This window comes from Kitasatospora sp. NPDC101447 (genome assembly GCF_044767225.1).
Lineage (GTDB): Bacteria > Actinomycetota > Actinomycetes > Streptomycetales > Streptomycetaceae > Kitasatospora.
Window position 1 is genome coordinate 1 of sequence record NZ_JBIWNL010000050.1, and the last position, 24,292, is coordinate 24,292.

A 24,292-nucleotide genomic window follows, 5' to 3' on the forward strand; every position below is an offset into this window, starting at 1 on the left:
ACTGATCCACCCCGAAGGGCTTCACCGTTCGACTTGCATGTGTTAAGCACGCCGCCAGCGTTCGTCCTGAGCCAGGATCAAACTCTCCGTGAATGCTTTCCCGGCAGTACCCAATTAAGAGCGCCGGTCCACACCCGCGTTGAGCGGCACGGCAACCACCGGAATAGGGCGGCCCCGCGCACTGCGTCCTCGCTAGTGTTTATTTCAAAAGGAATCTCCAACCCCGATCAAACGATCGAGGCCGGGGATGTCAACATATCTGGCGTTGACTTTTGGCACGCTGTTGAGTTCTCAAGGAACGGACGCTTCCTTCGGACCGCCTTCCAGCGGACCCTCCGGGCTTCGTTCTTTCGTGTTTCCAGCTTATCAGACGTTTTCCGCTCCGTTTACCGGGGCTTTTCACATCTGAAATCTGGAGTTAACCGCCGAGTTGCGGCGACTCGACCAACCATAGCGGGTCGGTGTCCGGAGCGCGAATCGAGGCGCGCCCGGTGTCACCCGGGTGGCGGCATGATTTGTTGCTCTCGCGAGCATATACAGCAATGGTCCCGATTCGCCAAGATGCCTGTAGAGTGCGGCGCATCGGCCGAGAGGACTAGACCACTCGCGGGCCGGTGGGACGCCGGCCGGTAGGTGGGCGGAGGGCGGGTTGTTCGCCCTGGAATGTCGACAGATGTCCGAAGTTGACATGATTTAGGCTTCAGCTGATCGTCGTGCCGCTCCTCGCGGCCGCTCGCTGTACTGCGCACTTGGGAGGCACAACCATGACCACTGTGACGTCACCGCTGACCGGTCGGGTCGTCGGGCTCGCCGGCGTGCCCGACCCGGTGTTCTCGGGCGCGATGGTCGGTCCCGGTACCGCGATCGACCCGGTCCGTCGGCCCACCGAGGCGGTCGCGCCGGTGGACGGGGTCGTCGTCTCCATGCACCCGCACGCCTTCGTCGTCGTGGACGCCGAGGGCCACGGGGTGCTGACCCACCTCGGGATCGACACCGTCCAGCTCAACGGCGAGGGCTTCGAACTGCTCGTCAACAAGGGCGACACGGTGACCCGCGGCCAGGCCGTCATCAAGTGGGACCCGGCCGCCGTGGAGGCCGCCGGCAAGTCGCCGATCTCGCCGATCGTCGCACTGGAGGCCGCTCCGGACTCGCTCGGAGGCCTCCGGGAGGACGGCGAGGCCGCGTCCGGCGACGCCCTGTTCAGCTGGAGCTGACCTCTCGACCACGGACACACACCCGCCCCGCAGGAAGTGACGGGGCGGCCCGGCACTCAGCGGTTCCCGGCGGGGCCGCTCCTCTCAGCGGAGACAGGTAGATGGAGAAGACACTGCGCGGCGTGGGTGTCAGCCACGGGGTCGCGATCGGCCAGGTGCGGCACATGGGAACGGCGGTGCTGGAGCCCCCGGCCACGCGGATCCCGACCGAGGACGCCCCGCGGGAGCAGGCGCGTGCCCAGGCCGCCGTGGACGCGGTCGCCGCCGACCTGATCGCGCGCGGCAACCTGGCGGGCGGCGAGGCGCAGGCCGTTCTGGAGGCCCAGGCGCTGATGGCGCAGGACCCGGAGCTGATGGCCGACGTGTCCCGCCGGATCGCCGTCGGCAGCAGCGCCGAGCGCGGTGTCTACGACGCGTTCGCCGCCTACCGTGCGCTGCTCGCCTCCGCCGGGGAGTACCTGGCCGGTCGGGTCGCCGACCTGGACGACGTGCGGAACCGGATCGTGGCCCGGCTGCTCGGCGTGCCGATGCCGGGTGTGCCGGACAGCGACGAGCCGTACGTGCTGTTCGCGCGGGACCTCGCGCCGGCCGACACCGCGCTGCTGGACCCGACGCTGGTGCTCGGGTTCGTGACCGAAGAGGGCGGGCCGACCAGCCACAGCGCCATCCTGGCGCGGGCGATGGGCGTGCCGGCCGTCGTGGCGCTGCCCGGTGCCACCGATGTCGCCGAAGGCACCGTCGTCGCGGTGGACGGCAGCTCCGGTGACGTGCTGCTGGAGCCGTCGCAGGAGAAGCAGGACGAGCTGCGGGCGATCGCCGCCGAGCGCAAGGCCGCGCTGGCCGCCTCCTCCGGCCCGGGGCAGACCTCCGACGGGCACCGCGTCCCGCTGCTGGCCAACGTGGGTGGCCCGGCGGACGTGCCGGCCGCGCTGGAGAACGGTGCCGAGGGCGTCGGCCTGTTCCGTACCGAGTTCCTGTTCCTGGACGACTCGGCGAAGGCTCCCGGCGAGGAGAAGCAGATCGAGGCGTACCGCAAGGTGCTGGAGGCCTTCCCCGAGGGCCGGGTCGTGGTCCGGGTGCTCGACGCGGGCGCGGACAAGCCGCTGGACTTCCTGACCCCGGCGGACGAGCCGAACCCGGCGCTCGGCGTGCGCGGTCTGCGAACCCTCCTGGAGCACCCCGAGGTGCTGCGCACCCAGCTGCGGGCGCTGGCCACGGCGGCCGAGGGTCTGCCGGTGCACCTTGAGGTGATGGCCCCGATGGTGGCCGACCGCAAGGACGCCAGGGACTTCGCGACCGCGTGCCGCGAGGCCGGGCTGCAGGCCAAGTTCGGGGCGATGGTGGAGATCCCGTCGGCCGCGCTGCGGGCCCGGGCGATCCTGCAGGAGGTCGAGTTCCTGTCGCTGGGGACCAACGACCTGGCGCAGTACACCTTCGCGGCCGACCGCCAGGCCGGTGCGCTGGCGCGGCTGCAGGACCCGTGGCAGCCGGCGCTCCTGGACCTGATCGCCGCGGCGGCCGAGGCCGCGCGGGTGAGCGGCAAGAGCTGCGGCGTCTGCGGCGAGGCGGCCTCCGACCCGCTGCTGGCCGTGGTGCTGACCGGCCTGGGCGTCACCAGCCTCTCGATGGGCTCGGCGTCGATCCCGTACGTGCGGACCGCGCTGGCCAAGTACACGCTGGCGCAGTGCCGGCGGGCGGCCGAGGCGGCCCGGGCCGCGGACAGCGCCGACGAGGCGCGGGCCGCCGCGCAGCAGGTGCTGTCCGGCGAGTAGGCCGCGGCGACAGGACGGACGAGGAAGGGGCGCTCCCACCACGGCGGTGGGGGCGCCCCTTCCTCGTGTGCGTCGGGGTCAGGCCTGGCGGTCGAGGCGGAGCTGCTCGAAGTAGCGCAGGTGCTCGACGTTGTCGACGGAGCCGGGGTTGACGGCCTGCTCCAGCGGGGTGCCGGCGAGGATGCGCTTGACCGGGACCTCGATCCGCTTGCCGGTGAGGGTGTGCGGGAGGCCGCGGACGGTGATGACCTCGTCGGGGACGTGGCGCGGGGAGAGTTCGGTGCGCAGCGAGGTGCGGATGCGGCCGATGAGGTCGTCGTTCAGCTCGGCGCCGGGGGCGAGGACGACGAACAGCGGCATCCAGTAGCCGCCGTCGGGCTCCTCCAGGCCGATGACCAGGGACTCGGCGATCTCGGGGAGGCGCTCGACCACCTCGTAGATGTCCGAGGAGCCCATCCGGACGCCCTGGCGGTTGAGGGTGGAGTCGGAGCGGCCGTGGATGACGACGGTGCCCCGGGAGGTGACGGTGATCCAGTCGCCGTGGCGCCAGACGCCGGGGTAGGTGTCGAAGTAGCTGTCGTGGTAGCGGGTGCCCTCGGGGTCGTTCCAGAAGCCGGTGGGCATGGAGGGGATGGGCTTGGTGACGACGAGTTCGCCGACCGCGTCGGTGAGCGGCTTGCCCTGGACGTCCCAGGACTCGACGGCGGCGCCGAGGCAGGGGGCCTGGATCTCGCCGAGGTACACCGGGAGGGTGGGGACACCGCCGACGAAGCAGGAGCAGACGTCGGTGCCGCCGCTGACGGAGGCGAGCCAGACGTCCGCCTTGACCTCGTCGTAGATCCAGCGGAAGCCGTCCGGCGGAAGCGGGGAGCCGGTGGTGCCGATGCAGCGCACGGCGGAGAGGTCGAGGTCGCGGCCGGGGTGGAGTTCGGCCTTGCGGCTGGCGATCACGTAGGCGGCGGAGGTGCCGAGGACGGTCGCGCCGGTGCGGGCGGCGACGGACCAGAGGGCGCCGGTGTCGGGGTGGCCGGGGCTGCCGTCGTAGGTGACGATCGTGGACCCGACGAGGAGGCCGGCCAGCAGGAAGTTCCACATCATCCAGCCGGTCGAGGTGTACCAGAGGAAGCGGTCCTGGGGGCCGAGGTCGAGGTGGAGGCCGGCCTGCTTGAGGTGTTCGAGCAGGATGCCGCCCTGGCTCTGGACGATGGCCTTGGGCAGGCCGGTGGTGCCGGAGGAGTAGAGGACCCAGAGCGGGTGGTCGAAGGGGACCGGCTCGAAGACCGGCTCCACGTCGTCGGCGACCAGGTCGTCCCAGGTCAGCGCGCCCTCGGGGGCGGGGCCGCCGAGCAGCGGGACGTGGACGACGGTGCGCAGGCTCGGGAGTTCGCGCCGCAGTTCGGCGACGACCTCGGTGCGGTCGTGGTCCTTGCCGCCGTAGTGGTAGCCGTCGACGGCGAAGAGGACGGCGGGCTCGATCTGCTGGAGGCGGTCGAGGACGCTGCGGGCGCCGAAGTCGGGGGCGCAGCTGGTCCAGATCGCGCCGACGGCGGCGGTGGCGAGGAGGGCGACGGCGGCCTGCGGGATGTTGGGCAGGTAGGCGCCGACGCGGTCGCCGGGGCCGATGCCGCGGGCGCGCAGGGCGGCGGCGAGGGAGCCGACCTGGCGGCGGAGTTCGCCCCAGGTGAGAACGACGGGCTGCTCGGTGGTCTCGTCGAGGTGGAGGATCGCGGGGCGGTCGGCGTTGGGCCCCTTCGCTCCGTCGGGGCCGGGCTCGGCGGCGCGCAGGGCGTGCTCGGCGTAGTTGAGGCGGGCGCCGGGGAACCAGCGGGCGCCGGGCATGGCCGGGTCGGCGAGGACGGCCTCGGGGGCCTGGGCGAAGCGGACGTCGAACCACTGGGTGACCGCTGCCCAGAACCGGTCGAGGTCCTCGGTGGACCAGGCGTGCAGGTCGGCGTAGCGCTCGGCGGCCTGCCGGTCGTCGGCGGCGGGGGCGAGCGGGGCGGCCGGGGCGCCGTGGTGTTCGGCGGCCCAGGCCTGGAAGGCCACCAGGCTGGTGGCGGCGGCGCGAGCGGGGGCGGGGCGCCAGAGCGGCTGGTCCTGGGGTGGGGTGCTCACGGTGGTGGTCTCCCGGCCGGTGGTGGGGACGGGAGGGCTTGTGGCAGACCCGTCCGGTTGGGCTGTCGGTGCAGACCATGCCATGTGAGCGGCCGTCGCGCCAGGGTCGGCCGGCGGGCGGTCGGGTGGTCAGCGGGGGGTGAACTCCCCGCTGAACCAGCGGCGCAGGATGCCGTTGTGGAAGTCCCAGACCAGCGGCGTGTCGGCGGTGGCGAGCAGCCAGCCTTCGGTCTCGTCGGTGGGGCGCGAGGGCGGGAGCTCGGCGAGCGGGCGGGCGGGGAGCAGGCCGCAGAGCATCACGAAGCGTCCGTTGGGGTCGGAGGCGGTGTGGATCAGGGTGACCTCGGTGGGGTCGGCCGCGATGCCGGTCTCTTCGTGCAGTTCGCGGACGCAGGCCTGCTGCCAGCTCTCGCCGTAGTCCATGTAGCCGCCGGGGAAGGCGAGTTCGCCGTAGCCGGGTTCGATGGTGCGGCGGATGACGACGAGGGCCGGGTCGGCGTCGGGCCGGGTGACGGGGAGGACGGTGACCGCGACCGGCAGCGGGTTGCGGTAGCTGATCTCGGCGCAGCCGGGGCAGGTGCGGGGCCAGGCGCGGGTGTCGGGCGGGTAGGGCGTGCCGCAGAAGTGGCAGTGGGAGAAGGGCCGGTGGACGGTCTGGGTCGCTTCGTCGGTGGTCATGGCCGGATGGTAGCCCGGTGGCCGACGGGGATCCGGGGGTGTCCGGTGAATCAGTGCGGTGGGATCGCCCCGGTCGGGCTCTCACCGGTGGGGCCCTCGCCGGTCGGGCCCTCGCCGGAGGGGCTCTCGCCGGACGGCCCGTCGCCGGGCTGGTCCTCGCGGGTGGGACGGAGCAGGGCGGGGTGCAGCAGGGCGGCGCCGCCGGCGTGGTAGGTGCGGGCGCGGGGGCCGCCGCGGGTGCCGCCGCGCTGGGTGGTGCTGCCGGTGCTCTCGACGAAGCCGGGGACGGAGAGGACCTTGCGGTGGAAGTTGCCGGGGTGCAGCTTCTCGTCCCAGACCGCCTCGTAGACGGCGCGGAGGTCGGGGATGGTGAAGTCGTGGGGCAGGAAGGCCGTGGCCAGCGGGCTGTATTCGAGTTTGGCGCGGACCCGGTCGAGCCCGTCGGCGAGGATCCGGGCGTGGTCGAACGCCAGCGTGAGCGCAGTGGTGGCGGGGGGGCCCCCGCCCCCCCCCCCCCCGGGGGGGGGGGGGGGGCGCGCCGCGGGGGGCCCCCCCCCGGGGCCGGGGGGCCCGGGGGGGGCGGGGGGGGGGGGGGGGGGGCCGGCGCGCCCCCCCCGCCCCCCCCCCCGGGGGGGGCGCCCCCCCCCCCCCCCCCGGCGGCTCGGGACCGGCCGCTGGGCCGGAGGTCCAGGTCGCGGACGGGGTGCCAGGCGGCGGCCGCGGCGTCCGTCCCGGCCCGGGGGTCGGGGAGGTCCGGTGCGAAGGCGAGGTAGGCGACGGAGACGACGTGCATCCGCGGGTCCCGCTCGGGCGCGCCGTAGGTGCCGAGCTGCTCCAGGTGGAGCCGGCAGAGCCTGGCCTCGGCGTCGGCGGCGCCCTGCAGGCCCGTCTCCTCGGCGAGTTCGCGGGCCGCGGCCTCGTCCAGGCCCTCCTCGCCGGCCCGCAGGAAGCCGCCGGGCAGCGCCCAGCAGCCCTGGTGGGGCGGGGCGCCGCGCTCGACGAGCAGGACGTGCAGGAGGCCGTCGCGCAGGGTCAGGGCGACGACGTCGACGGTGACGGCGATGGGGGCGTAGGCGCGCGGGTCGTACGCGGCGAGCCATTCCTGCTCGGCCGCGGGCCCGCTGCCGGGCCGGTCGTCCGCTGCCATCGCCCTGCCCTCTCCGTGCTCGCTCCGCTGATCGGTCGTGTCGTTCTCGGAATGAGCACAACGTAGCGATTGCGTTCCCCGGCGGCAAATGGTTTTCCCGGTCGGCCGGGGCGTCCGCCTTCTAGGCTGTGACCAGCAACGACCGCGCCCGAGGAGGCCGACATGCCCACTGCTCCCCCGCCGGACTTCGCCGCGGCGCTGGCCGCCGGTCCGTTGGTGCTGGACGGCGGGATGTCGAACCAGCTGGCGGCGGCGGGGCACGACCTCTCGGACGAGCTGTGGTCGGCGCGGCTGCTGGCGGACGAACCGGCGGCGGTGGTGGCGGCGCACCGGGCGTACTTCGAGGCCGGCGCGGACGTCGCCATCACGGCGAGCTACCAGGCGAGCTTCGAGGGCTTCGCGCACCGCGGCATCGGCCGGGCGGAGGCGGCCCGCCTGCTGGCGAGCAGTGTGGAGCTGGCCCGGGAGGCGGCGCGGGCCGAGCCGGGCGGGCGGCGGCGCTTCGTGGCGGCGTCGGTGGGCCCGTACGGGGCGGTGCTGGCGGACGGTTCGGAGTACCGGGGCCGCTACGGGCTGGGCGTCGCCGAGCTGGTGGCCTTCCACCGGCCCCGGCTGGAGGTGCTGGCGGCGGCTCGGCCGGACGTGCTGGCGCTGGAGACGGTGCCGGACGCGGACGAGGCGCGGGCGCTGCTGGAGCTGGTGCGCGGGCTGGGGGTGCCGGCCTGGCTGTCGTACAGCGTCGAGGGCGGCCGGACCCGGGCCGGGCAGCCGCTGGCGGAGGCGTTCGCGCTCGCGGCGGAGGTGGACGAGGTGCTGGCGGTGGGCGTCAACTGCTGCACGCCGCGGGACGCGGACCGGGCGGTGGCGGTGGCCGCCGACGTGACCGGGAAGCCGGTGGTGGTCTACCCCAACAGCGGGGAGCAGTGGGACGCCGCGTGCCGGGGCTGGCGCGGCGAGGCGACCTTCCGCTCGGCCCGGGTGGGCGGCTGGCTCGCGGACGGGGCCCGGTTGGTGGGCGGCTGCTGCCGGGTCGGACCGGACGGGATCGCGGCGCTCGCGGCGGAGGTGGCGGTGCGCCGGGGGCCGTCGAGCGGCGCGGAAGGTTAACACCCGGCCGAGGGCGGGTTACCGAGGGGGAAGGTGCACGGAGTCAGCACGGCCTGGCAGACTCGTGCCGTCACCACTGTGGTCGACATTGTCGACCGCCTGTCAGCGCGGAGGTTCTCATGCCCGGCCCGATCCAGTCGCTTTCCCGGGCCGCCGCGATCATGCGACTGCTGGCCGGCGGTGAGCGCCGCCTGGGCCTGTCCGAGGTCGCGACGGCACTGGACCTGGCCAAGGGCACGGCGCACGGCATCCTGCGCACGCTGCAGCAGGAGGGGTTCGTCGAGCAGGACCCGGAGAGCGGCAAGTACCAGCTGGGCGCCGAGCTGCTGCGGCTGGGGCAGAGCTACCTGGACGTGCACGAGCTGCGGGCGCGGGCCCTGGTGTGGGCCGACGACCTGGCCCGGGCGGCCGGGGAGACGGTCTACCTGGGGGTGCTGCACCAGCAGGGCGTGCTGATCGTGCACCACGTGTTCCGGCCGGACGACACCCGGCAAGTGCTGGAGGTCGGCTCGATGCAGCCGCTGCACAGCACCGCGCTGGGCAAGATGCTGGTGGCCTACGACCCCGTCGCGCGGGGGGAGTTGGGCGACGGTCCGTACGAGTCGTACACCGTGCGCACGCTCACCGAGGCGGCGGACGTGGACGCCGAGTGCGCGCTGATCCGCGAGCGCGGCTGGGCGGACTCGATCGAGGAGACCTGGGAGGGCGTGGCCTCGATCGGCGCGCTGATCCAGGACCGGCGGCGCAATCCGGTGGGTGCGGTGTGCATCAGCGGGCCGGTCGAACGGGTCTGCGAGGACGGCTTCGTGAAGCCCTCGCTGGTGGCCTCGGTGCGCAGTGCGGCGCGCGCGATCTCGCGCGACCTGGGCGCCGGCCGGTTCTGAGGGACACATTCATTTCGTCACGCTGAGGCGCGGACGGGCGGTCGGCCTGTCCGCGCCTTGGCGTTTTGCCCCGTTTCGGGGCGCTCCGCTCGGTAACTTCTGGGGACGGGCGGGGACAAGGGTCACAGCTGCGTAACCCTGCCTTGACGTGGAGGCGACCTGGGGAGGAAGCTTCCGCATGACGGTCGACATTGTCGAACGATGGCCGGGAGATCACTCCCACAGCGCGCTCACCCGCACAGCGATCGACCCGGCCGCCCACCCCCACCCGCACCTCCGGGCCATATGGACAAGGGAGTCTTTGTGTCCGCGTTCTCCAACGGCGACGTCTTCGTCGGCGAAACCCTCGGCACCGCCGCCCTGATACTTCTCGGCGGCGGCGTCTGCGCCGCCGTGACCCTCAAGAAGTCGAAGGCGATCAACGCCGGCTGGCTGGCGATCACCTTCGGCTGGGGATTCGCGGTCCTCATCGCCGCTTACATGTCGGCTCCGAAGTCCGGCGCGCACCTCAACCCCGCCGTCACCCTCGCGCTCGCGGTCAAGAGCGGCGAGTGGAGCCAGGTGCCGCTCTACATCGGCTCGCAGATGCTCGGCGCGATCATCGGCGCCGTCCTCGTCTGGGCGACCTACCTCGGCCAGTTCAACGCCAACGAGGAGCCCACCCTCGGCATCTTCTCGACCGGGCCCGAGATCCGGAACCCGTTCCAGAACGTGCTCACCGAAGTCATCGGCACCTTCGTGCTCTGCTTCGCGATCCTCACCATCGGCACCAACGCCGGCCTCTCGCAGTCCGGCACCGGCACCCTGATGGTCGCCTTCACCGTCGTCGGCATCGGCCTCTCGCTGGGCGGCCCGACCGGCTACGCGATCAACCCGGCCCGTGACCTCGGCCCGCGCATCGCCCACGCCCTGCTGCCGATCCCGAAGAAGGGCGGCTCCGACTGGTCGTACGCCTGGGTCCCGGTCGTCGGCCCGGTCATCGGCGGCCTCGCGGCCGGCGGCGTCTACAACGCCCTCTTCTAAGCGGCACGACGCCCTCTTCTGAAGGCTCCCCGCCGAACAGCAGAGTGGACCCCGCCGAACACGGGGACTGACCGAGAAGCGTGTCAGGCCCACCCACCCCGTACCCCTCAACCCGAGCCGAGGACCCTCCCCATGACCTCCACCGGTAACTACATCGCCGCGATCGACCAGGGCACCACCTCCAGCCGCTGCATCATCTTCGGCGCCGACGGCCGGATCGTCTCCGTCGACCAGCAGGAGCACCGCCAGATCTTCCCCCAGCCGGGCTACGTCGAGCACGACGCCGCCGAGATCTGGACCCGGGTGCAGTCGGTCGTGCGCGGTGCGCTGGAGAAGGCCGGCCTGACCAAGGACGACATCCGCGCCATCGGCATCACCAACCAGCGCGAGACCACCGTCCTGTGGGACAAGAACACCGGTGAGCCGGTGCACAACGCGCTGGTGTGGCAGGACACCCGTACCGAGGGGCTGTGCCGCGAGCTCGGCCGCAACGTCGGCCAGGACCGCTTCCGCCGCGAGACCGGCCTCCCGCTGGCCAGCTACTTCGCCGGCCCGAAGATCCGCTGGCTGCTGGACAACGTCGAGGGCCTGCGCGAGCGCGCCGAGGCCGGCGACATCCTGTTCGGCACCATGGACACCTGGGTGATCTGGAACCTCACCGGCGGTGTCGACGGCGGCAAGCACGTCACCGACGTGACCAACGCCAGCCGCACCATGCTGATGAACCTCAAGACCCTCGCCTGGGACGAGAGCATCGCCGAGTCCATGGGCGTGCCGATGGCCGTCCTGCCGGAGATCCGCTCCTCCGCCGAGGTGTACGGCGAGGCCGTCGGCGACCTGGCCGGCGTCCCGGTCGCCTCCGCGCTCGGCGACCAGCAGGCCGCGCTGTTCGGCCAGACCTGCTTCAACGAGGGCGAGGCCAAGTCCACCTACGGCACCGGCACCTTCCTGCTGCTGAACACCGGCGAGAAGATCGTCAACTCGTACCACGGCCTGCTGACCACCGTCGGCTACCGGATCGGCGACCAGGCCCCGGTGTACGCCCTGGAAGGCTCGATCGCCGTCACCGGCTCGCTCGTCCAGTGGCTGCGCGACCAGCTCGGCATCATCTCCACCGCCGCCGAGATCGAGACCCTCGCCAACACGGTCGAGGACAACGGCGGCGCCTACTTCGTCCCGGCCTTCTCCGGCCTGTTCGCCCCGTACTGGCGCTCCGACGCCCGCGGTGTGATCGCCGGTCTGACCCGGTACGTCACCAAGGGCCACCTGGCCCGGGCCGTCCTGGAGGCCACCGCCTGGCAGACCCGCGAGGTCGTCGACGCCATGCAGAAGGACTCCGGGGTCGAGCTCACCGCCCTCAAGGTCGACGGCGGCATGACCAGCAACAACCTGCTCATGCAGAACATCGCCGACGTCCTGGACGCCCCGGTCGAGCGCCCGTACGTGGCCGAGACCACCGCCCTCGGCGCCGCCTACGCGGCGGGTCTCGCCGTCGGCTTCTGGAACGACCTCGACACCCTGCGGGCCAACTGGCACCGCGCCGCCGAGTGGACCCCGCGCATGGACGAGGCCACCCGGGAGCGCGAGTACAAGAAGTGGCTCAAGGCCGTGGAGCGCACCATGGGCTGGGTGGAGGAGGAAGAGAACAACTGACCGACGAGCCGGTCGGGGCCGCTGGCCCCGGCCGGCCGCCCGCTGTTCCGGCAGCGGGTGTCACCGCGTTTCACCGGCCCGCCGCACCGGGCCGACCGGTCCCTCCCGCAGGGGCCGCACCGCACACGAGAGGAGTAACGGCGCGCCCGACCCGCGCGCCGTACACAATCACCATGGCAACCATCCCGACCCTGGGCGCCGAGCGCACCGCCGGCCGCACCGCCTCCCGCGCCGAGACCCGCGAACTGCTCGGCAAGGCCACCTACGACCTGCTGGTGATCGGGGGCGGCATCCTCGGCACGGCCGTCGCCTGGACCGCGTCCCAGGCCGGCCTGAAGGTCGCCATGGTCGACGCCGGCGACTTCGCCGGCGCCACCTCCAGCGCCTCCTCCAAGCTCGTCCACGGCGGTCTGCGCTACCTGCAGACCGGCGCGGTCAAGCTCGTCGCGGAGAACCACAAGGAGCGCCGCGCGCTCTCCACCGACGTCGCCCCGCACCTGGTCAACCCGCTGACCTTCTTCGTGCCGGTCTACAAGGGCGGCCCGCACGGCGCCGCCAAGCTCGGCGCCGGCGTCTTCCTGTACTCGGCGCTGTCCGCCTTCCGCGACGGCATGGGCCGGGTCTCCACCGCCGCGCACGCCGCCCAGCAGGTGCCCGCGCTGCGCACCGAGGGCCTGCGCTCGGTGGCCGTCTACGGCGACCACCAGATGAACGACTCGCGCGTCGCGGTGATGACCGTGCGCGCCGCGGTCGACGCCGGCGCCGTGGTGCTCAACCACGCCGAGGTCACCGGCCTGCGCTTCACCGGCAGCCGGGTCACCGGCGCCGAGCTGCGCGACCGCCTGGACGGCACCGAGTTCGGCGTCGACGCCCGCCTGGTGCTCAACGCCACCGGCCCGTGGGTCGACCACCTGCGCAAGATGGAGGACGCCGGCGCCGCGCCGTCGATCCGCCTCTCCAAGGGCGCCCACGTCGTGGTCAAGCGCCGCTCGCCGTGGCGCGCCGCGCTGACCATCCCGATCGACAAGTACCGCGTCTCCTTCGCCATCCCGTGGGAGGACCACGTCCTCCTCGGCACCACCGACGAGGAGTACACCGGCGACCCGCAGGACGTCCGGGCCACCGACGCGGACATCGACCAGATCATGGGCGAGGCCGCGCACGCGATCCGCGACGAGCACCTCGACCGCGACCTGGTCACCTACTCCTTCGCCGGCCTGCGCGTGCTGCCGGGCGGCCCGGGCGACACCGCCGCCGCCAAGCGCGAGACCGTCGTCACCGAGGGCCGCGGCGGCATGCTGTCGGTCTCCGGCGGCAAGTGGACCACCTACCGGCACATCGGCCGCGCGGTGCTGGAGAAGCTGGCCCACGTGCCCGGCACCGGCCTCGCCGAGGACATGTCCCCGATCGCCCCGACCGTCCCGCTGCCGGGCGTCGGCGCGCCGAACGCGGTGGCCCACCGCCTGCTGATCGACCGCGAGCCGGGCTCCCGGATGGAGCCGCTGGTCGCCAAGCACCTGGCCAGCCACTACGGCACGCTGTCCTTCGACATCGCCCGCATGATCGACGAGAACCCGGAGCTCGGCAGGCCGATCCACCAGGACGGGCCGGACGTCTGGGCGCAGGTCGCGTACGCGGCCGACAACGAGTGGGCGTACACGGCGGACGACGTGCTGCGCCGCCGCACCACGATGACGGTGCGCGGTCTGGACACCCCGGAGATCCGGGACGAGGTCGACGCCTTCCTCGCGAAGCGGGCCGGCAAGTAACGACTGTCGTACGAAGGGCGGGCGTTCGGGGTTTCCCCGGGCGCCCGCCCGTCGTCGTTCCTGCCGGACATTGCGCGGGCGTGGGGTCAGATCGGCGCGCCGGCCTTCACCACGTGCCTGAGGTGCCGCTCCGGGCGGGTGAGGACGGAGAGGTCGGCCAGCGGGTCGCCGTCGACGACGAGCAGGTCGGCGTGGGCGCCGGGCGCGAGGGTGCCGATCTCCCCCGCCATGCCGAGCAGCCGGGCCGCCGTGGTGGTCGCCGAGCGCAGCACGTCCGCGGCCGGCTGGACCTGCGCGCGGAGGGTGAACTCCTCCAGCTGGGCGGGGTGCAGCGGACCGAGCAGGTCACTGCCGTAGACGAGGTTGACGCCCGCCCGGTGGGCGCGCTCCAGGGCGTCGAGGCCCCGGTCGCGGACCTCGGCGAGCTTGCCGACGGAGGCGGGCGGCAGGCCGGAGGCCGCGCCCAGCTTGGCGGTCTGCTCGTAGGCGACGAGGGTCGGGACGAGGAAGGCGTCCTTCTCCAGCAGCAGGGCGATCGTGGCGTCGTCCAGCAGGTTGCCGTGCTCGACGCAGCGCACCCCGGCCCGCAGGGCGCGGTCGATCGCGCGCGGGTGGTAGGCGTGCACGGTGACGTAGCGGTTGTGGTTCTCCGCCTCCTCGACGGCGGCGCGGATCTCCTCCTCGCTGTACTGGACGGCGGCGATCTCGTCGTGCGGGGAGGCGACGCCGCCGGAGAGCAGCACCTTGAGGTGGCGCGCGCCCTTGCGGAACTCGTCCCGGGCGGCGGCCCGGACGGCGTCCACGCCGTCGGCGATCCGGCCGAAGTTCGGCCGGGACTCGCAACAGGGCAGGGCGTCGTCGCCGAGCGGGCGCAGGTCCCCGTGGCCGCCGGTCTGGGACAGCGCCTTGCCGCCGTGCAGCAGCCGGGGGCCGAGCGCCAGGCCCTCGGCCAGGGCTCGGGCCATGCCGTGGTCGGCGCCGCCGACGTCGCGGACGGTGGTGAAGCCGCGGCGCAGCATGCGCTCGGCCTCGGCGAGGGCGCGGACGGTCGCGTAGCCCGGGGTCCAGTCGGCGACGTCGTGCAGGTCGAGCGTGGTGACCAGCAGGTGGACGTGGGCGTCGATCAGGCCCGGCAGCACGGTGGCGCCGCCGGCGTCGACCACCCGGACGCCCTCGCTCGCGGCGGGTGGGCGGCCGGTTCCGGTGGCGGCGATCCGGCCGTCGGCGGCCTCCAGCCAGCCGAGGTCGGTGCGGGTTCCGTCCTCGGGGTGGAGCAGGTGGGCGTTGGTGATCAGCAGTCGGCTCACGGCGGTGGTCCCCCTCGGGTACGGCGACAGGTTCAGTACGGGTCGTATTGAATACGACTCGTACTGAATACACCATGTATCGTTCTCCTGTGAACCCACCCCCCGCCGATACCACCGCTCCCCGACCGCCCCGCCGCCGCGTCCACACCCGGGCCCGACTGCTGGCCGCGGCGAGCGAGCTGTTCCTCACCGTCGGCTTCGCGCGGACGAGCATCGAGGACGTCTGCGCCGCCGCCGGCTACACCCGCGGCGCCTTCTACTCGAACTTCGGCAGCAAGGAGGACCTGCTGCTGGCGCTCTTCGACGACCAGGCGGCACTGCGGATGGCCGAGCTGGAGCAACTCGCCACCGCCTGCGAGGAGTTGGCTCCGCAGGAACGGGCCCGGCGGCTGGTCGGGGCGCTGCTGCGGGTCGAGCCCGCGGAGAGCGGATGGATCCTGCTGTTCCTGGAGTTCCGCCTGGTCGCGGCCCGGACGGAGGCGCTGGCCGAGCAGGTCGCCGCGCACGACCGGGCGGTCGCCGGGGCGCTGGCCGACGTCCTGGAGCGGGCGCTGCCGGAGCTGGTGCCCCCGGGCGTGAGCGCCGGGCAGGCCGCGCTGGTGATCCTGGCCGCCCGGGAGGGGCTGCTGGCCCGTACGGCGGCGGGCGGGGTGGTCGCGGAGGACCTGCTGGAGGCGACGGCGGCGGTGCTGTCGGGACTGCTGGGCTGAGGAACGCCGAGGGGCGGCACCCGTACGGTCACGGGTGCCGCCCCTCGGCGGTGCTGCGGCGGCTGCGGCGCGCGGGCGCGGCCTGTGGCCTGCGGCTGTGGTGGAACCGGACCGGCCGCTAGACGACCAGGCTCAACGGCAGGATCAGGGCGATGGCGACGACCGAGATCACCGTCTCCATGACCGACCAGGACTTCAGCGTCTGCCCGACGCTCATCCCGAAGTACTCCTTCACCAGCCAGAAGCCGGCGTCGTTGACGTGCGAGAAGAACAGCGAGCCGGCCCCGATCGCGAGCACCAGCAGGGCCGCGTGGGTCGAGGACAGGTTCGCCGCGAGCGGGGAGACGATGCCCGCCGCGGTGATCGTGGCGACCGTCGCCGAGCCGGTGGCCAGGCGGATCAGCACGGCGATCAGCCAGCCCAGCAGCAGTGCCGAGATGTGCCACTCGCTCGACCACTCGCTCACCGCGTTGCCGACGCCCACGTCGATCAGGGTCTGCTTGAACCCGCCGCCCGCGCCGACGATGAACACGATGCCCGCGATCGGGCCGAGGGACTTGCCGACGGTCTCGGAGATCCGGGCCTTGTCGAAGCCGGCCGCCCGGCCGAGGGTCAGCATGCCGAGCAGGGTCGCGGCGAGCAGGGCGATCAGCGGGGAGCCGATGAAGTCGAACACCCGCTGGGCCATGGCCTTCGGGTCGTCGATCACCACGTCGGCCAGCGCCTTGCCGAGCATCAGGACGACCGGCAGCAGGATGGTCGCCAGCACCGCGCCGAAGGACGGGGTGCGGTCGTGCTCGGCCGTCTCCTCGGGGGCGGTGGCGGCCGGGATCTCCAGCGGGCCGACCCAGCGCTCGGCGACCCGCGCGAACAGCGGGCCGGCGATGACCAGCGTCGGCACGGCGATCAGCAGGCCGAGGGCCAGGGTGATGCCGAGGTCGGCCTTCAGGGCGTCGACGGCGACCAGCGGACCGGGGTGCGGGGGCACCAGGCCGTGCAGCACCGAGAGGCCGGCCAGGGCCGGTATGCCGACCCGCATCAGCGGCACGTTGCCGCGGCGGGCGACCAGCAGCGCGATCGGGATCAGCAGGACGACGCCGACCTCGAAGAACAGCGGCAGGCCGAGTACGGCCGCGATCAGCGCCATCGCCCAGGGCAGCGCCTTGGCGCCGGTGCGGGAGAGCACGGTGTCCGCGATGATGTTCGCGCCGCCGGAGTCGGCGAGCAGCTTGCCGAGCATCGCGCCGAGGCCGATCAGCAGGCCGACGCCGGCCACGGTGGCGCCGAAGCCCGTGGAGAAGCTGTTGAGCAGCTTGTCGAACGGAGCGCCCGCGACGGCGGCCAGCAGGCCGGAGCCGAGCGTGAGGGCGAGGAACGGGTGCAGCTTCAGCTTGGTGATCAGTACGACGATCGCACCGATGCTGAGCAGCACCGCGACCAGCAACTGGGAGTCGCTACTGGTGTGCGCCAGGGCCGGTGGGGCGGCCGCCAGCAGGGTGGGGGCAGTTCTCACGCGAGGTCTCCATTGACGGGCCGCAGCAGCGCCGCAGCCATCTCGACGAGTTCTTCGGGGGACGGGCCGACGTCCAGGACCGCGCCGCGCTCGTCCGCCCCCAGGGGCTCCAGGGTGGCGTACTGCGAGTCGAGCAGCGACGACGGCATGAAGTGGCCGGTGCGGTGGTTGAGCCGGCCCTCGACCAGCCCGTGGCCACCGCTGAGGTGCAGGAAGAAGGCGCCCGGGCAGGCCGCGCGCAGGTTGTCGCGATAGCGGTGCTTCAGCGCCGAGCAGGTGACCACGCCGCCGGTGCCGTCCTCGGTCCGCTCCTTGAGCCAGGCGCCGATGGCGCGCAGCCAGGGGGCGCGGTCCTCGTCGTCCAGCGGGATGCCGGCCGACATCTTGGCGATGTTGGCCGCCGGATGGAAGTCGTCCGCCTCGGCGAAGGGGAGGCCGAGGCGGTCCGCCAGCATGCGGGCCAGGGTGGTCTTGCCGACGCCCGAGACGCCCATCACCACGACGGTGAGGGGAGCCGTGGGGCGGTCGTGGTTCTCGACGCTGAGAGCCATGGTGGTGCTCCTTCGTTTCCTGGCCGCCACTATCGCCTCAAAGATATGACGTATTCAAGTGGCGGAAACCAAATCGTCATACTTTTACGGTGTGGGCTGGGTCGCAGGGCGGCGCGGCCGCCCTCGGGTCGAACGTCTAGGCTGGGCGGATGGAGATCCAGGGGCTGCCCGGGCGGCTGCTTGACGAGCTCGGGCCGGCGATCGCGTCCGGGGAGCTTCCCGAGGGTTCGGTGCTGCGCGGCGAGGAACTGGAGCAGCGGTTCGGGGTGTCCCGCACGGTCGTCCGGGAGGCGGTGCGGGTCCTGGAGGGCATGCGCATGGTGGCGTCCCGGCGACGGGTCGGGATCACTGTGCTGCCGAAGTCGCTCTGGGACGTCTTCGATCCGATCGTGATCCGCTGGCGCCTGGCCGGGGCCGACCGACCCGCCCAGCTGCGCTCGCTCGGTTCGCTGCGGATGGCCGTCGAACCCGCTGCGGCGGCACTCGCCGCGACCCACGCCACCGATGACGACCGGCGTGAACTCAGCTCGCTGGCCGTGGAGTTGACGGTCGCCGCGCGCGACGCCGACCTGACCACCTTCCTCCGGCACGACATCGCCTTCCACGCCCTGGTGCTGCGCGCCTCCGGCAACGAGATGTTCGCCCACCTCGGGGACACCGTGGGGGCGGTGCTCACCGGGCGGACCGAGTACCATCTGATGCCCCATCAGCCGGAGCCGTACGCGATCCGGCTGCACCGCGAGGTCGCCGACGCGATCTGTTCGGGCCACGCCGAGGAGGCCGAGCAGGCGATGCGGACGATCGTCACGGGCGCGCTGGAGGAGCTCAACCAGCAGCTGGGCTGAGCGCGCGGGTGGGCCGGGCCCCCTCGCGGCCGTTTCCCGGATGGCATGTTTTGAGGCCAGTTCGGTGGTTTCGGACGCATAGTCCCGGTTCGGCGGGGCAGAGTGAGCCTCGGGGGGCGCATTTCGTGTGCGCCCGGTCCGCACCCGTCATCGATGTCCGCGCCTGGGGGTCGCCCGATGTCCGTGCCACGCCGCCGTCGCCGCCTGCCCGACGAGGTGCGCGCCGCCGCAGTCCGGGCGGTGCTGTCCCTCGCCTTCACCCTGGTGGGCGTGGTCGTCGCGACGTTGGCCTCGTACGCGGGCAGTTGGATGCTGACACCCGCGCTGATGGCCATGGGGCTCGGGGTGTTCGCCACCATGTGGTGCCTGCTGGAGATCCTGATCTCCCGTCAGGTCGCCTCGCAGCGGATGCGGACGCCCGGATCCGCGCACCCGATGGCGGGCAGCAGGGTGCCGCCCGAGCCGTTGGCCGCCCGGCCGTTCCCCCGGCCCGGCTCGTCGGCCCCGCCGCAGCCGAGCCAGTCGGTCTACCAGCAGCCTTACCAGCAGCCCCACCAGTCGGTGTACCAGCAGCCCTACCAGCAGCGGCCGCAACAACCGCCGCACCAGCCACGGGTGTCGGCACCGCGGCCGTGACTCAGTCGACCGGGACGACCCGGTAGTGGGTGGTGATCCTGGCGTCCTCGTCCAGGACGTGGAAGGCGAGCATCGGCGGGTGGTCGAAGGAGATGCCGCGCCCGCCCTCGCAGGGCAGGGTGATGGTGGAGACCACGCCGGGCGCGACCAGCAGCGGCAGCCCGGCGAAGGTGGTCGCGGCGGGGGTGTGGGAGTGACCGCAGAGCAGGGCGGCCACCCGGGGGTGCCGGCGCAGCACCCGTGCCAGGCGCACCTCGCCGAACTGCCGGATCCCGTCGACCATCGGCATGTGCAGCTCGACCGGCGGGTGGTGGAAGGCCACCAGGGCGGGCAACCCGGTGCGCCCCTCCGCGAGTCGGGTGTCCAGCCAGTCCAGCGTCTCGTCGTCCAGCAGGCCGTCGTGCTGCCCGGGTATCGACGAGTCGAGCATCAGCACGTCGGCGCCGGGGAGTTCGTGCAGCCGGTTGACCGGGCCCGCCCCGCGCCCCTCCCCCGGCGCCTCGCCGAGCAGCACCTCCCGGTACGGCGCCCGTGAGTCGTGGTTGCCCGGGCAGGTGAGCACCGGGTGCCGGGAGCTCAGCACCTCGGCCACCTGCTCGTACTCGGCGGGCAGGCCGTGGTCGGCGAGGTCCCCGGTGGCCAGCACCGCGTCCAGCGGGCCGGGCAGGGCGTCGAGGTACGCCATCACCTGCTCGGCCCGCCGCCGGGCCCGCTTGCCGCGGTCCCGGCGGTGGTCCTGTCCGAGGTGGATGTCACTGAGGTGCGCGATCGTCAGCATGCCGATCACGCTAGCCAGTTCACGGCTGGGCGGGAACCTCCGCAGGGCGCTTGAACATCCGGGTGGCGGTGATCTCGCCGTGGATGGTCGGGCCGTCCGGGTCCTGGGCGGCGGGCAGGCCGGGGCGCAGGTGCTCCTCGACCGAGATGTACTTGAGGCCGGCCCGCAGGTCGGCGTCGTTGCGCAGGCGGATCACCAGGGGGAACTCGGCGAGCGCGGTGGTGTCGAACAGGCCGGTGGTGTAGATGAGCTGGACGCCGAGCGCGTCGGCGACGGCGCGCTGGAGCTCCAGCAGGTAGGTGGCGTTGGCACGGCCGATCGGGTTGTCCAGGAACAGCGTGCCGGCGTGCCGCAGCTGGGACTGGCCGCGGTCGTTGGCGCGCAGCGCGGCCATCGTGCAGTACAGCGCGATGGCGGCGGTGAGCAGCTGCCCACCGGAGAACACGTCGGACATCTGGCCGACGCCGACCCGCTCGGCGCGCAGTACCGCGTCCGGCTTGAGGATCTCGACGCTGACGCCCTTGGGGCCGATCGCGGCGGCGACCCCGCGCAGCAGCAGGGACATGCCGTCGCGGCGCAGATCGCTGTTCTTCCTGACGGCGGCGCGGGTGGCCTCGTCGATGACCTCGCCGAGGCGCTCGACCAGGGTGGCGTGGTCCGGGTCCTCGAAGCGGATCCGGAGGAACTCCTGGCCGGACCACTCCCCCAGGCCCTCGGGCAGCCGGGACAGCCGCTGGGCGGCGCGCAGGGTGGTGAGCGAGGACTCGACCAGGCCGCGCAGGCGGTCCACGATCGAGCCGCGGTTCTTCTCCAGCTGGGCGAGTTCGTCGGTGAGCACGCGCAGTCGGGGCGCGAAGGCGGCGGCCCAGGCGGCGGCGTGCTCCGGCAGCGCCGAGGCGGGCAGTTCGCGGATCTGCTGGCGGGCGGGGGTGCGGACGGCCTCGTAGCGGGCGGCGTTGGCGTGCCGGACGAGGGCGTCGGCGGCGTCGCGTACGGCGAGTTCGGCGCTGGACAGCTCGCCGGAGGCGGTGCGCAGGCCGCGGCGGGCGTCGGCGGCGCCGTTGCGCGCCTCGGCGAGGGAGCCGAGGTACGGCTCGACCGGGTCGTCCGGGTCCTCCTGGTGGTCGCGCAGGCCGTCGCGCAGCTGGCCGGCCAGCTCGTCGAAGTCGGCGGCGGCGGACTGGGCGGTGTCGAAGGTGCGCTGCAGGTCGGCGTGCGCGGTGCGGGCGGCGTCCAGGGCCTCCCGGCGTTCGGCGAGGCGGCTGGTGGCGGTGCGCAGCAGGGCCTGGGCGTGCTCCGGGTCGGCGGGGACGAGGTCCTCGGGCAGCTCGGTGTGCGCCTCGCCGTCGCCGGGCGCGGAACGCTCGGCGTCGCCGCGCAGGCGGCCGAGCTGCTCGCTGGCGGCGGCGGAGCGGGCCTCGATGGTGGCGACCAGTTCCTCGGCGCGGGCGGCGGCGGCCTGGCGGGCCGGGCCGTCGGCGCCGTCGGGGCTGCCGAGGAGCTCCTCGGCGCGGGTGCGCACCTTGTTGGTGAGGCGGTCGAGTTCGGCCGCGGCGGCGGCCTCGTCGCCCTCGGCGCGGGCCTGTTCGGCGCGCAGGTCGGCGCCGACGCCGACCTTCTCGTACAGCTGGGAGGCGGCGCGGTAGGCCTCGCGCAGGGCGGGCAGCGCGGCGGGGGCGGTGTCGGCCGGGTCGTCGGTCTGCTCGGCGGCGGGGATCTCGGCGCGTTCGGCGCGCAGCGCGCGGGTCGTGCGGCGGGCGTCGTCGGCGGCGCGCTGGGCGGCGCGGCGGTCCTCGTCGCAGGTGCGGGCGCGGTCGGCGCACAGGGCCTGGCGGCGGTCGCACTCGGCGGCGTCCTCGGCGAGTTCGCGCTGGCGGCGGGCCCAGTTGGAGCGCTCGCGCAGGCGGAAGGCGAGGCCGGAGAGCGCGTCGGCGCGGCGGCGGGCGCGCTGGGCGGCCTCGCGGTGCTCCTCGTGGGCGGAGGCCGCGGCGACGTGGTCGGTCTCGGCCTCGTCGTGGTCGGCGCGCAGGGTGGCCAGGGCGGCGGCGGACTGCTCGGCGTGCTCGCGGGCGGCCTCCGCGGCGGCGGCGAGTTCGGCGAGGGTGCCGGGCGGGCAGCTGGCGTGCCAGGAGGCGAGGCGGGCGGCGAGGGCGCGGTCGGCGCCGAGGCGGCCGGCGAGTTCGCGGATGTGCTCCTCGCGGGCGCTCGCCCGGGCGCGCAGCTCACGGCGCTCGCCGTCGGCGGCGGACTCGTCGTGCATGGCCGGGTTCGGCGGCACGAGGAAGAACGCGGGCTCGTCGGTGATGGGCGCGATCAGGGAGGCGGCGGCGCCGACGGCCACGGTGGAGCGCGGCAGCAGGGCGGCGGACTGCAGGGCCTCGCGGGCGCGCTCCAGCGAGGACGGGTCGGTGACCACGACGCCGTCGACGAGTTCGGGCCGGGCGGCGAGGATCGCGTCGTGGTCGGCCGGGTCGACGGACTGGGCGAGGTAGCGCCAGCCGGGCAGGGCCGGGATGCCGTGCTCGGCGAGGTACTCGACGGTGGCGAGGACGTCCGGGCCGGGCGGCAGCAGGCCGCCGTCGCCGAGGGCGGCGAGGATGCGGGAGTCGTCGGCGGCGGCCGTCCGCAGGTCGAACAGGGTGCGCTCGGCGGTGGCGATGGCCTCGTCGAGGAGTTCGCGCAGGTACTCGGCGTTGCGGTCGAGGAGCGCGGGGGTGAGGAAGCCGGCGTCCTCCTCGGCGTCCTCCTGGTAGGGGGTGAGGGAGAGCAGGTCGGCGAGGCGCTGCTCGGTGGCGAGCAGGGCGGCGGTGCGCTGCTCGCCGGCCAGGGCCCGGGCGGCGGCCTTGCGGGCGTCGCCCGCGCGCTCGGCGGCGAGTTCGGCGCGCGAGGTGGCGGCGGCGGCCTCGCGCAGCCGGGCGGCGCAGGCTTCGGCGGCCGTACGGGCCTGGGCGAGCGCGGCGGTGGCGGCCTTCTCGACGTCGGCGGCGTGCAGCGCGGCGCGGGCCGGGTCCACATCGCCGTCGGCGTCGATGAAGCCGGCCGTGACGGCGGCTTCGGTCTCCTGCTCGACCTCGGCGAGGCGCTGGCGCAGGTGCTCGGCCTCGCTGCGGGCCTTCTGGGCGGCGGTGGCGGCCTCGGTGGCGCCGGACTGCGCCTTGGCGCCGTCCTCCTGGAGTTCGCCCGCGCGCTGCTCCTCGGTGTCGGCGCGGGACTCGGCGGCCGCGGCGGCGGCCTCCAGGGCGCGGGCGAGGGCGGTCGCGGCGAGGGCGCGGGCGGCGAGCGCCGGTGCGGCGTCCAGCTCGGCCTCGCGGATGGCGGCGGCGACCCGGGTGACCCGGTCGGCGGCGGCGCGCTGGCGCAGCACCGCTTCGGCGGCCTGCCAGGCGGCGTGCAGGGTGCGGGCGTCGATCAGCTCGCGGCGCAGCGCGGCGGCTTCGGCGGTGGCCGCGGCGAGGCTGAGGGTGGCGTGCCGGTAGGTGAGTTCCTCGGTGATGAGGGTGTGCCGGGTGCGGTCGGACTCGGCGGCGGTGACGGCGCTCGCGGCGGCGGCGACCTCGATGGCGAGGTCCTGGGCGCGGTCGCGTTCGGCGCCGGCCCGGGAGGCGAGCGCGTGGGCGAGGCGGCGGGTGCGGCGCTCGGCGGTGCGGTGGGCCTCGCGGACGGTCTCGCGGGCGGTGGTGGCCTCGGCGATGCGCTCCAGCAGGTCGAGCGAGCCGGCGGTGAAGTCGCGTTCGGCGGTGAGTTCGGCGCGGCGGCCGAGCTTGGCGGCGAAGCCGTGGACGAGGTCGGCGAGGCCGTCGGTGTCCCGGGTGTCGGTGACGGCGCGCAGCAGGAGGTCGGTGAAGTCGCTGTCGTGCTTGACCGCGAAGAGGCCGGCGGCTTCGCCCTCGTCGGCGTTCATCTCGCGCTGGTAGCGGAAGAGTTCGGGGTCGAGGCCGAGTTCGCCGAGGTGCTCGGTCCAGCGGTCGTGGCCGTCCTCGAAGACCAGGTCGAGGTGCGGGTGGGCCTTGCCGGCCTCGGTGAGGGCGTCGCGGAAGCCCTTCATGGTGCGGCGGCGGCCGCGGGCCTTCTGGTCGCCGGCCAGGCTGACCCGCTCGGCGACCGGCAGGGAGTCGAGGGTGAGGCCGGGGCCGGGGCGGAAGGAGTACCAGGTCTCGGCGAACTTGCGCGGGTCGGAGGAGACCTGGCGGCCGCGCCACTCGCTGACCTTGCCGACCACGATCAGTTCGCCGGTGACGGTGTGCTGCCACTCCAGGGCGACGTGGCCGCAGTCGTCGGCGAGCAGGAACTTGCGCAGCACGCCGGAGCTGGCGCCGCCGAGGGTGTTGCGGTGGCCGGGGAGCATGACCGAGAAGATCAGCTTGAGCAGGACGGACTTGCCGCCGCCGTTCTCCAGGAAGAGCACGCCAGCGGGGGCGGGGCGGCGGACCGGGCCGTCGATGTCCTCGCCGAACAGGCCGATCTGCTGCGGGGCGGGGTCGGCGACGGGCTCGCCGACGCCGCGCAGGTCGAGCACCGTGTCGGCGTAGCGGGCGCCGGCCGGTCCGATCGAGTAGAGGCGGACCCGGTTGAGCTCGTACATGTGCGGCG

The 24,292-nt window shown here is 73.9% G+C and carries 17 protein-coding genes, 1 rRNA gene and 1 pseudogene; 10 read left to right on the plus strand and 9 right to left on the minus strand.

Translation table 11 applies throughout. The features are described from left to right. Nucleotides 1-93 (minus strand): 16S ribosomal RNA (locus tag ACIRST_RS38560); the annotation flags it as partial. Between the two features lie 671 nt (nucleotides 94-764). Here ACIRST_RS38560 and ACIRST_RS38565 point away from each other — a divergent pair. Both ACIRST_RS38565 and ptsP read left to right on the plus strand, forming a co-directional pair. Further along, on the plus strand, nucleotides 765-1,214 hold the full coding sequence (locus ACIRST_RS38565) for a PTS glucose transporter subunit IIA (protein WP_396553065.1): 450 nt from the start codon (nucleotides 765-767) through the stop codon (nucleotides 1,212-1,214). A 101-nt stretch (nucleotides 1,215-1,315) separates the two neighbouring features. Continuing rightward, the gene (gene ptsP, locus ACIRST_RS38570; protein WP_402808740.1) at nucleotides 1,316-2,986 is read left to right on the plus strand and encodes a phosphoenolpyruvate--protein phosphotransferase; all 1,671 of its coding nucleotides are present in this window, start codon (nucleotides 1,316-1,318) and stop codon (nucleotides 2,984-2,986) included. A gap of 78 nt (nucleotides 2,987-3,064) precedes the next feature. On the opposite strand, the gene ACIRST_RS38575 is transcribed toward ptsP, so the two are convergent. The 3 genes and pseudogenes from ACIRST_RS38575 to ACIRST_RS38585 all read right to left on the minus strand — a co-directional run bounded on the left by ACIRST_RS38575 (nucleotide 3,065) and on the right by ACIRST_RS38585 (nucleotide 6,926). After that, nucleotides 3,065-5,185, minus strand: a complete 2,121-nt coding sequence (locus ACIRST_RS38575; RefSeq protein ID WP_402808743.1) for an acetoacetate--CoA ligase — start codon at nucleotides 5,183-5,185, stop codon at nucleotides 3,065-3,067. Between the two features lie 45 nt (nucleotides 5,186-5,230). Continuing rightward, nucleotides 5,231-5,779 (minus strand): NUDIX domain-containing protein, encoded by a 549-nt coding sequence (locus tag ACIRST_RS38580; protein WP_350526308.1) that lies wholly within the window; start codon nucleotides 5,777-5,779, stop codon nucleotides 5,231-5,233. 50 nt (nucleotides 5,780-5,829) lie between these two features. Beyond that, a pseudogene (locus ACIRST_RS38585) lies at nucleotides 5,830-6,926 on the minus strand (NUDIX hydrolase). A gap of 162 nt (nucleotides 6,927-7,088) precedes the next feature. Here ACIRST_RS38585 and mmuM point away from each other — a divergent pair. From mmuM to ACIRST_RS38610, 5 genes are all read left to right on the plus strand, one after another. After that, a complete protein-coding gene (gene mmuM, locus ACIRST_RS38590; protein ID WP_402808746.1) occupies nucleotides 7,089-8,033 on the plus strand; it encodes a homocysteine S-methyltransferase in 945 nt (314 codons plus the stop codon). A 119-nt stretch (nucleotides 8,034-8,152) separates the two neighbouring features. Further along, nucleotides 8,153-8,917 carry an IclR family transcriptional regulator gene (locus ACIRST_RS38595; RefSeq protein WP_350526305.1) on the plus strand — a complete coding sequence of 255 codons (765 nt, stop codon included), beginning with the start codon at nucleotides 8,153-8,155 and terminating at the stop codon, nucleotides 8,915-8,917. 285 nt (nucleotides 8,918-9,202) lie between these two features. Then, nucleotides 9,203-9,940 carry an MIP/aquaporin family protein gene (locus ACIRST_RS38600; RefSeq protein WP_396553072.1) on the plus strand — a complete coding sequence of 246 codons (738 nt, stop codon included), beginning with the start codon at nucleotides 9,203-9,205 and terminating at the stop codon, nucleotides 9,938-9,940. A 132-nt stretch (nucleotides 9,941-10,072) separates the two neighbouring features. Continuing rightward, entirely contained in the window at nucleotides 10,073-11,593 is a 1,521-nt protein-coding gene (gene glpK, locus ACIRST_RS38605) for a glycerol kinase GlpK (RefSeq protein WP_350526303.1), read from the plus strand. A gap of 173 nt (nucleotides 11,594-11,766) precedes the next feature. Then, the gene (locus ACIRST_RS38610) at nucleotides 11,767-13,362 is read left to right on the plus strand and encodes an FAD-dependent oxidoreductase (RefSeq protein ID WP_402808750.1); all 1,596 of its coding nucleotides are present in this window, start codon (nucleotides 11,767-11,769) and stop codon (nucleotides 13,360-13,362) included. Between the two features lie 86 nt (nucleotides 13,363-13,448). On the opposite strand, the gene ACIRST_RS38615 is transcribed toward ACIRST_RS38610, so the two are convergent. After that, on the minus strand, nucleotides 13,449-14,669 hold the full coding sequence (locus tag ACIRST_RS38615; protein ID WP_402808753.1) for an amidohydrolase family protein: 1,221 nt from the start codon (nucleotides 14,667-14,669) through the stop codon (nucleotides 13,449-13,451). An 89-nt stretch (nucleotides 14,670-14,758) separates the two neighbouring features. Between ACIRST_RS38615 and ACIRST_RS38620 the strand changes: the two genes are divergently transcribed. Then, a complete protein-coding gene (locus ACIRST_RS38620) occupies nucleotides 14,759-15,379 on the plus strand; it encodes a TetR/AcrR family transcriptional regulator (RefSeq protein WP_350526300.1) in 621 nt (206 codons plus the stop codon). A gap of 118 nt (nucleotides 15,380-15,497) precedes the next feature. On the opposite strand, the gene ACIRST_RS38625 is transcribed toward ACIRST_RS38620, so the two are convergent. Together ACIRST_RS38625 and ACIRST_RS38630 are read right to left on the minus strand one after the other, a co-directional pair. Beyond that, nucleotides 15,498-16,892, minus strand: coding sequence for a gluconate:H+ symporter (locus tag ACIRST_RS38625; protein WP_402808756.1), 1,395 nt, complete (start codon nucleotides 16,890-16,892; stop codon nucleotides 15,498-15,500). Continuing rightward, nucleotides 16,889-17,443, minus strand: coding sequence for a gluconokinase (locus ACIRST_RS38630; RefSeq protein ID WP_402808758.1), 555 nt, complete (start codon nucleotides 17,441-17,443; stop codon nucleotides 16,889-16,891). The genes ACIRST_RS38625 and ACIRST_RS38630 overlap by 4 nt, the downstream gene beginning before the upstream one ends. A gap of 149 nt (nucleotides 17,444-17,592) precedes the next feature. Here ACIRST_RS38630 and ACIRST_RS38635 point away from each other — a divergent pair, with 149 nt between their 5' ends. Next, nucleotides 17,593-18,288 carry a FadR/GntR family transcriptional regulator gene (locus tag ACIRST_RS38635; RefSeq protein WP_402808761.1) on the plus strand — a complete coding sequence of 232 codons (696 nt, stop codon included), beginning with the start codon at nucleotides 17,593-17,595 and terminating at the stop codon, nucleotides 18,286-18,288. Between the two features lie 177 nt (nucleotides 18,289-18,465). Continuing rightward, nucleotides 18,466-18,924 (plus strand): hypothetical protein, encoded by a 459-nt coding sequence (locus ACIRST_RS38640; protein ID WP_402808763.1) that lies wholly within the window; start codon nucleotides 18,466-18,468, stop codon nucleotides 18,922-18,924. A 1-nt stretch (nucleotide 18,925) separates the two neighbouring features. Here ACIRST_RS38640 and ACIRST_RS38645 read toward each other — a convergent pair whose 3' ends face one another. After that, nucleotides 18,926-19,702, minus strand: coding sequence for a metallophosphoesterase (locus ACIRST_RS38645; protein WP_402808766.1), 777 nt, complete (start codon nucleotides 19,700-19,702; stop codon nucleotides 18,926-18,928). Between the two features lie 19 nt (nucleotides 19,703-19,721). Further along, complete coding sequence (locus ACIRST_RS38650; protein ID WP_402808768.1) at nucleotides 19,722-24,284, minus strand: hypothetical protein; 4,563 nt, start codon at nucleotides 24,282-24,284, stop codon at nucleotides 19,722-19,724. Nucleotides 24,285-24,292 lie beyond the last annotated feature (8 nt).

Coding starts and splice junctions, on each gene's coding strand:
- ACIRST_RS38575 (WP_402808743.1), bottom strand. CDS start 5,185: ATGGCATGGTCTGCACCGACAGCCCAACCGGACGGGTCTGCCACAAGC.
- ACIRST_RS38645 (WP_402808766.1), bottom strand. CDS start 19,702: ATGCTGACGATCGCGCACCTCAGTGACATCCACCTCGGACAGGACCAC.
- ACIRST_RS38640 (WP_402808763.1), top strand. CDS start 18,466: ATGTCCGTGCCACGCCGCCGTCGCCGCCTGCCCGACGAGGTGCGCGCC.
- ptsP (WP_402808740.1), top strand. CDS start 1,316: ATGGAGAAGACACTGCGCGGCGTGGGTGTCAGCCACGGGGTCGCGATC.
- ACIRST_RS38650 (WP_402808768.1), bottom strand. CDS start 24,284: ATGTACGAGCTCAACCGGGTCCGCCTCTACTCGATCGGACCGGCCGGC.
- ACIRST_RS38565 (WP_396553065.1), top strand. CDS start 765: ATGACCACTGTGACGTCACCGCTGACCGGTCGGGTCGTCGGGCTCGCC.
- ACIRST_RS38635 (WP_402808761.1), top strand. CDS start 17,593: ATGGAGATCCAGGGGCTGCCCGGGCGGCTGCTTGACGAGCTCGGGCCG.
- ACIRST_RS38600 (WP_396553072.1), top strand. CDS start 9,203: ATGGACAAGGGAGTCTTTGTGTCCGCGTTCTCCAACGGCGACGTCTTC.
- ACIRST_RS38630 (WP_402808758.1), bottom strand. CDS start 17,443: ATGGCTCTCAGCGTCGAGAACCACGACCGCCCCACGGCTCCCCTCACC.
- ACIRST_RS38580 (WP_350526308.1), bottom strand. CDS start 5,779: ATGACCACCGACGAAGCGACCCAGACCGTCCACCGGCCCTTCTCCCAC.
- ACIRST_RS38610 (WP_402808750.1), top strand. CDS start 11,767: ATGGCAACCATCCCGACCCTGGGCGCCGAGCGCACCGCCGGCCGCACC.
- mmuM (WP_402808746.1), top strand. CDS start 7,089: ATGCCCACTGCTCCCCCGCCGGACTTCGCCGCGGCGCTGGCCGCCGGT.
- glpK (WP_350526303.1), top strand. CDS start 10,073: ATGACCTCCACCGGTAACTACATCGCCGCGATCGACCAGGGCACCACC.
- ACIRST_RS38595 (WP_350526305.1), top strand. CDS start 8,153: ATGCCCGGCCCGATCCAGTCGCTTTCCCGGGCCGCCGCGATCATGCGA.